Origin of the sequence: Blautia faecis, from assembly GCF_020554845.1 — a bacterium.
GTDB lineage: Bacteria > Bacillota > Clostridia > Lachnospirales > Lachnospiraceae > Blautia_A > Blautia_A faecis.
In genome coordinates this window covers 23,933-33,036 of sequence record NZ_JAJCIA010000040.1, presented here as the reverse complement: position 1 = coordinate 33,036, position 9,104 = coordinate 23,933, and the positions used below count along the sequence as shown (strand labels likewise).

General features: G+C 40.1%; 4 protein-coding genes. 1 reads left to right on the top strand and 3 read right to left on the bottom strand.

Annotation, left to right across the window (positions count from 1 at the left end; genetic code table 11):
* Positions 1 to 5,102 (bottom strand): Cna B-type domain-containing protein (locus LIZ66_RS15670; protein WP_227227646.1); only part of this gene is annotated, 5,102 nt, incomplete at its 3' end.
* 525 nt (positions 5,103 to 5,627) lie between these two features.
* On the opposite strand from LIZ66_RS15670, the gene LIZ66_RS15665 reads away from it, so the two are divergent.
* A complete protein-coding gene (locus tag LIZ66_RS15665; RefSeq protein ID WP_148462335.1) occupies positions 5,628 to 7,139 on the top strand; it encodes a hypothetical protein in 1,512 nt (503 codons plus the stop codon).
* A 54-nt stretch (positions 7,140 to 7,193) separates the two neighbouring features.
* Here the strand turns inward: LIZ66_RS15665 and LIZ66_RS15660 are convergent, their stop codons facing one another.
* On the bottom strand, positions 7,194 to 7,787 hold the full coding sequence (locus tag LIZ66_RS15660) for a DUF6553 family protein (RefSeq protein ID WP_118578660.1): 594 nt from the start codon (positions 7,785 to 7,787) through the stop codon (positions 7,194 to 7,196).
* 11 nt (positions 7,788 to 7,798) lie between these two features.
* Positions 7,799 to 8,914: a UDP-galactopyranose mutase gene (gene glf / locus LIZ66_RS15655; protein WP_148462337.1), complete on the bottom strand. Its 1,116-nt coding sequence runs from the start codon at positions 8,912 to 8,914 to the stop codon at positions 7,799 to 7,801.
* Between the last annotated feature and the right edge of the window lie 190 nt (positions 8,915 to 9,104).

Genomic DNA, 9,104 nt, shown 5'->3' with positions numbered 1-9,104 from the left:
TCTCCCACTCGTTTTCCGTCCTGGTTGTTGCTGTCGTCCCAGCTCTTGCTTACCGAAATGTCTACCATCTCTGGTGTACGTTTATTCGTAACTACAAATCCCTTAGTTGCATCTCCTGTAACATCAGGTTTCGGATAATAATTCACTTCAATTTCCTTAATTCCATAGGAAATTAAATCACCGGCACTATCAAATTTGTCAAGTTTACTAAATTCACCCTTCCAATCATTATCAGCAGTAAGTTCTAACGTCGTCTTTGTTTCCGTTCCATTTTTTATTAATACTACTGTAATTTTAGATGGTCTGAATCCTTCTTTATTATTAGCATCATCCCAACGCTTTTCTACTGGAATACTTATTTTTTCAGTAAGATCCTTTTCGTCTGAAACATAAATATATCCACCATTGCTTCCCAATGCTTTTGATTCATCAAAACCTGTTGGTTTGTATGATACACTACTGCTTGCCTCTTTCAAGTAAATATAAATTGGTTCAGATGCACATTTATAATTATTTGGCGCTTTAATTTCTGTTAAACGGTATGCATAGTTATATTTCATAACAATTTTACCGTTAATCTCTTCCCCAAGCTGGACAACACCATTTTTATCAGTTGTATAATTTTCACCGACTGTTACCCATTTAGTTCCATTATATTTTTCCAGCTTGTAAACTGCTCCCTCTAAGAAAAGCGCAGCATTTTGAGAATCTCGTTTTACTAATGTAAGCATTGTACTCTCTGTGTTTGCAATTACATCGCTTCCCTGATCTTTCAGCTGAGTAGACACTGTGGATGTCCATTTCTTATTTGCTTCTCCTGAAACAACTGCTGTATTAGAAATCAAATAGTCCTTTCGACTAATATTTTTGTACTCAAACAAATATTTATATTCCAAAATACATGCAGTTTTATCTGGAACACTTGCTACTAAAGTACAAATTCCATTTGCATCTGTTACTGAAATCCATCCTCCATTAGGAGTTATATCCTCTCCTTTAGATCCATCCGCATTTCTTCGATAAAGTTTTGCAGAACCTGGAATTAAAGAAATTCCCTTTATGTCATTTACATGATCTGTATAATTTAACGTATCTGTAACAGTCAAATTATTTCCGTCCAGCACCTCTTCACCAGCAGGGTTAATTGTAACAGCATAACTAATTGTATTAGTATCATCATGATAGCCTGCAGAAGATTTACTTACTTTACTCATTTCTACAGTCGCTGTTGCAGAAGAAGAATCACTTTTTCCGCCTGATGATACGGTACCATTATTGGTTATAACACAATCATTTCGATCAGTAAGACCCACACTGTTCAGATCATAATCAATTGCATAATAAAGTACAAGTTTAGGTCTCTCGCCATACGGAGCAAACCAATTGCCATTACTATGAATACCAATAGCATCCTTATCAACGGTTATTGTAAAAGATCCTGTTTTTGATTCGGTGACATCCATTCTACTCGCTGCATAATAATCAAAGCCTAAATTACCAAATACTCCTCGCAAATTATCAGCTTCTGTAGTATCCGATAGATACCGAACAATAATGCCCTTCCTTGAGTTATTTGAGTCGCATTCTTTCCCATCGTATTTCCAGTCTGAAGTAACTAATGTACCATAATTCGGAAACACATCCTCATAAACAATATTCTCAGTTAAACTTTCTGTATCAATTACAACACGATAATATATTCTTATCTTTTTACTATTATCACAGCTATAAAATGCATCCTTTACAGAACCATCCTCTGTTAAATTTTCCTTGTCAACTTTTGGACCGGTTGACTCTTTAGAATATAATCCTTTTCCTTTATCTGTCGTTTGCTTTCCGTCCTGCGTAAATTTAGCCTCATTAACAAACTCTTTCTTCTCTCCAGCTTTTAAATTTCCTACATAACCAGTTGAAGAATAACTAAGACTAATCTGTTTCACCTCAGAATAAGAAATTGCTTTATTAAATGTAATTTTAAATCCCTTGAAATAATTCGCATTATTTTCAGTTTGAATATAAGTAATTATATAATCGCTCTTATTTATTCCTGTTACCGTCATGCTATCTAATTGTTCTTTTGTAAACCAACTGCCTAATTTAGGTTCAGAACCGCTCCATGGGTTTTCCAGATAATCTTCAAAATAAGAACCCACTTTTATTCCATCAGCAGGAATTGTTATAGAAGTTGTCCATGCCAGATTAACTGCATCAGAATCCTTATTCTCAGTTACAATAGCATCATCCTTTGTTACTATTGGTTTAATGGCATCAACATCTTTTTTGGATTCTCCTTTATTTTCCCCTCCTTTTTCAATATTAGCCGTATTATTATATTTAACATAATAATTATTATCATCTGGTACCATGGTAGAATATTCAATTTTTATAAAATCTCTAATTGTATATAATTCAGTCACCTTACCGGCAGCATCTTCCATACATGGTTTTCCATTACTATCAGTATAAAATTTTATAGGTAACTTTACATCATCTACCAGCTTAACATCCAGCCATCCAGTTTTCTGAATCGTAACCTTTGCTATAATATCAGCATTCTGCTGAATGTCATTTTGTAATAATATATCACTAACTTCATATCCTTCAAGGCTAGCAAAATTATTATTTACCTCAATAGTCCAATTTACCTTATTGTTTTCAGCATCATAATTTCCATTTTTATTTAAATTAGGAATACCATAATAAATTGTCGGCTCTGATGAGTGCTCATCTTTAACTTTTTCAGTTACCTTGGCATACGCTGTATTTTTTCCATTTGCTGTAAAATTGCTTTCGGTAAATCCACTTTCTTCTACCTGATACGTAATTTCATAAGATTCACCAGCATTAAGCGCTGGCAATTTTCCAGACACTGCAATGGAATCCGCTTTAAGCAATTCATCACCTGAAACCTTCAGATAATTTTCCGACGTAACATTTATACCATCAGGTGCTGTATTTGTTTTTTTCTTAACAGACAAGGAATCTGATTTAACCTTACGACTTGTACCTTTTGCATCACTCTTTAATTGATCTTTAAAGTCAATTTCATCCCCAGTGCCATGTGGTGAAGAAACTGTTACTGTATAAGTCCATGTAATCTTTCCATCATCGCCTTGAACTCCAGTTCCTTTTTTATCAACTACAACATCTTTATAATCTTTGCTTGTATAATTAACCTCCGGATTGCTTTTGGCTTCTACTTCTATTAAATCCTCCAGTTTTCCTGATGGATTCGTCTTTGCTTTTGCAGTATTATTCTCTGAAAACTTGCCATTTACTGGTTCATTGAATTTTTCCGTAATTTTATACGTAATAGTATAAAATTCACCTACTGATAAACAAGGCAATGTTCCTGATATAGTTTTATTTTCCGTAGATATAGTTAAACAATCCGATGCTACACTAACAAGTGGATCATTACATTCTATAGTTAAACTGCTCCAACTAAGATTCGCGTCTGAAGACCATTTTTCCAGTTTATCTACAAAATCAATTGATTTTACCGTTCCTGTAGGAGATGACACTTTAACTGTGTATGTATACGTAATCTCATTATTCTCATAATTTACTACAGGTACTTCAGCAACTTTCTTTATTTCCAACTGTTCTTTTTTAATTACGCGAATTGTAACATTATTTTCAACCTTATCATTAAACTTTAATGTTACATCTCCAGTAGTAGTTATGTCTGTGCAATCTAAATATGCCCAACAGGTAAAATTGCCTCCAACTGCTGTTCCATGACCTAATTTGTCCTTATCAAATTCCATACTGACAAATCCGTCGGTTGTTATTCTATAATTTCCAATAACTTCGTTACTACCATTTTTTATCGTACCAGACGTCGGTTCTTCAAGTTTAATTTTGTCCTGTTCAGGAATCTGATATTCCACTTTCCAGCCATGCTTTTCAAGTTCATCTACTGGAATATTTCCAAAATATCCAACTAAATTAAATGATTCAGTTCTTTTACTTTCTGTAGTCGTCTCTGTAAGAGATGTAATAGTCTGCTGGTTAGCATCCTGTATTATTACATTAGTAATATAAGCATCTAACTTTAATGCATTTTCACTGTTTCCTTCGCCTCCAGATGTTTCAACATCATAAGTCGTCACGCCACCCACAATTGAAAAACTATCCTGCGTAAAACCCATAGAGGTGATCTCGCCGTCTGCGTTTGTGTTTACGTATTCGGTTACAACTTCGGCCTGTCCATCATTGTCCAGGTGGACAACATTTTTATTTACGACGTCGCCGTCAACGGTGCTTTCCTGAATTTTCTTGAAGCTCATATCTACTTTTACATTTCCGCTTTCAGGTTCAATTCTGCTTCCGTCGGCGGTCAGGAAATATACATCGTAAAGTACGTACTCAGCTTCCGTATTCTCAGCGTCCAGTCCCAACTGGCTGCTCAGCTGGCTGTTGAATGCTGCTACTGCTGCATTGTAGCGATCGGTGCCAGGTGCGATGTAGTCAGCTTTGATTTCTGCATCCTGTTGAAGGTTTGCATCTTCCGGAGCTGTTGCTGTAATCACTACACGACTGTCTTCGTATCTGAAAGAAGTCTTCGGTGCTTCTGTCGGAGTCGGTGTCTCACTTGGGGACGCGCTGACTTCCGGTGTCGGAGTTGCAGTTGCCTCGGCAGCTGGTGTTGCTGTAGCTTCCGGTGCTGCAGGAGCTTCCGTCACTTCTGCTGCTGGTGCCGCTGTAGGCTCTGTTGCAGGTGTTTCTGTCGGAGCTGCTGCAGGCGCCTCTGTTGGCTGCTCTGCTGGTGCTTCTGTCGGCTGCTCTGCTGGTGCTTCCGTCGGCTGCTCTGTTGGCGCTTCTGTTGGCTGCTCGGCAGGTGCTTCCGTTGGCTCCTGAGCTTGTTCCGCAGCAGGAGTTTCCTGCATTTGCTGAGGTTCTTCCTGTTTCTCAGCAACCGGTTCCGTTCCCTCTGTTGCGTATGCTTCTGCTTCGCTTTCAGACGGAGTCGGTGTTGCCGTCGCGTCCTCAACGTAGGTATCGTCTGTTGCCAGAACAGTCAGACTGGACTGCTGGAATATCATAGATACCGCCAAAAGTATGGCAAAAAACGATTTCAGCCTTGAATTCTTTTTCATGTTACAACCTCCTTTTTAAGATCGGGTTTTCCTTTTTTCAGTGTGGTTTTGCAGGCAGAAGTAGCCCAAAATCCATTTTCATCATCATATCACACTGATTTTAAAGGAGCAATAATTTATAATCACCTGAAAAATCCCTGTTTTCTGCCGTTTCACTAAGAAATCTGGCACGATTCGGTCTTCATTTTCGTATTTTTATAATGTGTATTTTGGTGTACTGTAGTTATTTTCGACTTTTAATTGAAAAAAGCACACAAATTCTTATTTTTTCTGCTTTCACAGGGCAAAAAAGCTACATGTTTACTCCATTTTCCCCTGTCTGAATTTCAGCATATTGCACAATTTCACGCCCTGTTTTCTAAACTATATTCGCTCCGATTTTCGTATTTACTCATGGTGTATCTTGATGTACATTCTTTCGTGTGGTATAATAACTGCCAGAAAACCAATGCACTTATACAATTGGCAAACAAGGATTACGCACCATCTTCATTTTCAAATGATAAAGCATACAGGAGGACCCCTATGTTTCTCAAAAAGACCCCTAAGGCAAAGGGAACTTACCTTGCCATCACCGAATCCTACTATGATAAAGAGAAGAAAGCCACTCGTCAGAAAACCATTATGGGGTTGGGATATCTGGAAGATTTAAAGAAGGATTACCCGGATCCCATCAGCCATTTCGAGAAGGTTGTCGCTGATATGAACCAGGAACGAGAAGCCAAAAAGAACTCTGTGGTATATGTTGACCTTACTACTGCTCTCTCACCGGGAGAACACTCTCTGAAAAATGTAGGCTACGGCATTCTGAAATACCTTTATAAGGAGCTTCAGCTGGACATTTTCTGGCGTACCAGGACCTGGAATCTATCTCTCTCCTATAATATAGAAGAACTTTTCCGATATATGGTCATTTCCCGTGCGCTTTACCCAAATTGCACCTGGAATGAAGCTATTGAAAAAGGAATCTACTTCGAAGAATCCGGAAGCATCTCAGACGAAGACCTGGATTCTGCCTTTCATGTTATCGTGAAACTGCAAAAAGATCTGCAGAAGTGGATTTATGAGCATTCCGGCAGCATCCTTTCCAGAGATACCACTTCTGCTTTTTTGGATCACACCAGCTATAATTTTTCCATTCCGGGAAGCATGCCCTCTGACACGCAGCCCAATGCCAAACGTACAGATTCCACCCTTCACCTGGATCTTCTCACGGACAGAAATGGAATTCCCATTGCATATGACCTGTCTACCAGTGGTACTGTGTTGAACCAGTCTGTTTTTAATGCCGTAAAGCAATTAAAGAGAGAGAATCCCAGAACCCGCTTTTATAATACTGCACCTGTGCGTCCGGAGGAGGAGCCTTTTATTTGCAATGGAGTTCCAGCAGACGGATATATTTATGGTCTGCCGGTACATACTGCGAATGCAGAATTTAAGGATTGGGTACTGAAGGATGGTTATCAGGAAATGAAAATTCTGAATGAAAAGCATCAGACTATCCCTCTTCTTTATAAAGAGCGGATTTTTGAGGATAGGGAAAAACAATTTGTATACTACCATGAGCTTCAGGCCAGACAGCAGCGCCTTGCCAGGGAGTCTTCCGGAAGGCGTACCGGATTGAAGCTGGACGGATATACTGCCATTGCTACTGATAATCTGGAGGTGGATAATCTTGCCCCTTATCGTCTTTTCAGCGGACTTCGTCATATGGAGAAAATTTTCCTTGATTCCAAAAGCCAGTATGACTCCTCTGCTACCTTCATCTGGACACCGGATAAGATCAATGCCCATTTTGTGATTGGGTTTGTGTCCTTTACCTTAATGCGTATGCTGCAGGCGAAGCTTGATTTCCAGTTTTCCATGGAACAGATTGGGATTTCTTTGCAGCGGTATAATTGTGTACAGATTGCAGGTAATATTTATCAGTTTACCTATTATGATGTGATTCTGGATGCATGTGAGAAGGCGCTGGAACTGGAGCTGCATAATAAATACCGCAGCCAGCTCCAGATTCGGAGACTGCTGCGGTATTAAGGACTTTATAATTTTATATCTTTTTATACATGTCAGGCTTTTTCGCCTGACATGTTATCTGTCTGCTCCCAGGCTTCCCTCTCCTGGAAAATGCAGTTCGTACATTTCCCGGGCGGCGCGGGTGACGATTCCAAGCTCTTCTTCCATCTTCAATGTCTGCGGAAGCACCACGGCAGTATCATAAATATCCGCTTTCAGCTTGTCCTTGGCACGCTCACTGCTCATTTTCATAATTCCAAACAGCGTGCTGTTATAAGCCTTATCAGACTCACTAAGCTCCATATACGTCTTCACCATATGGCAGCACTCCCTGTAAAGAAGCTCTTCATAATCCTTACCCTTGGCGCAGATTTCCTGGAATTTCATTTTATTCAGCTGTTTCATGATCTCCTTACGTCCGCCGCGGACTCCCATAAAGCGCTTGCCGCTGTCCTTATTAAACTCCATCAGCATCCACAGTGCGATCAAACCGTCAGCCCGGGTATCACCGCCAAGCTCAGACGGATCCTGATAACGGATGTCCCAAAGCTCCCTGCGGATCTGATTCAGCTCCGGCTCCTCTCCTGCCTCAATTGACATATTCAAAAGTGCCAGACGTCTGGCCGGGTCCGATTCTCTGTAGTATTGTGTAATAGTCGGGGTATCCATAGTATTCTCCTTTATACTTCTTCGTAGGTCAGCTCGGTCTCAGCCATATTAAGAGCTTCCTCGATTACTTTATCCATATCCATATAGCGGTACATGCCCAGTCGTCCGCCGAAGAGTACATTCTTCTCTTCTAATGCACGGCGCTCATACTTGTCAAAGAGCTCGTCATTCTTCGGATCATTAATGGGATAATACGGCTCTTTTCCCTTCTCCCATGCTGCCGGATATTCTCTTGTGATAACAGTCTTCGGCTGTGTCCCAAATTCGAAGTGCTTATGCTCAATAATACGGGTATATGGCACTTCATAATCGGTATAGTTCACAACCGCATTTCCCTGATAGTTCCCCATATCAAGCACTTCTGTCTCAAAACGCAGGGAACGGTACTCCAGCTCACCATAGCAGTAATCGTAAAATTCATCGATCATACCGGTAAAAAGGATCTTATCTGCCTGTGCAGTGAGCTCTTCTCTGTTTGCAAAGAAATCCGTCTTCAGGCAAACCTGGACACCCTCCAGAAGCTTCTTGATAATGCGGGTATAGCCGCCCTTCGGAATACCCTGATAGGGATCCTTAAAATAGTTATTATCATAGGTATAACGAAGAGGAAGTCTCTTGATAATAAAGGACGGAAGGTCCTTACACTCTCTTCCCCACTGCTTGCGGGTATAGCCCTCTACCAGCTTCTCATACACATCCTGTCCCACCAGCGCCAGCGCCTGCTCTTCCAGGTTCTTCGGGTGTGTGATGTGCATGCGGCTGATCTGCTCCTGAATCTTCGCCTTCGCCTCTGCCGGAGTCCGAACTCCCCAGAGCTGGTGGAATGTATTCATATTAAACGGAAGATTATACAGTTCATCCTTATACACAGCAATAGGTGAATTTACAAAGTGGTTAAATTCTGTAAACTGGTTCACATAGTCCCAGATTTCCTTCTTAGAGGTATGGAAAATATGTGCGCCATACTTGTGGACCTGGATGCCTTCTACTTCCTCTGTGTAAATATTACCGCCGATATGATCACGCTTGTCGATCACCAGGCAGGTCTTGCCCTTCTTAGTAGCTTCGTGAGCGAATACAGCTCCAAAAAGTCCGGCTCCTACAATTAAATAATCATATTTTTTCATCTTGTGTTGCCCCTTTCTGTTATGGGAATGCAGATTTATTACGTCCGTTTTCTGCCAGACACTGATATACAATGTCTTTCATTCCCGGATAAAGATGTTATTATTATAACAAATTTTCAGAAAAAAAGGTAGCCCTTTCCATATAAGGACTACCTTTTTTATAAAACTTTCTTAATGGTCGCATCGCAAC

Bases quoted from the DNA above. Each gene is read 5' to 3' on its own strand.
- LIZ66_RS15665 (WP_148462335.1), top strand. From the start codon at position 5,628: ATGTTTCTCAAAAAGACCCCTAAGGCAAAGGGAACTTACCTTGCCATC.
- LIZ66_RS15660 (WP_118578660.1), bottom strand. From the start codon at position 7,787: ATGGATACCCCGACTATTACACAATACTACAGAGAATCGGACCCGGCC.
- glf (WP_148462337.1), bottom strand. From the start codon at position 8,914: ATGAAAAAATATGATTATTTAATTGTAGGAGCCGGACTTTTTGGAGCT.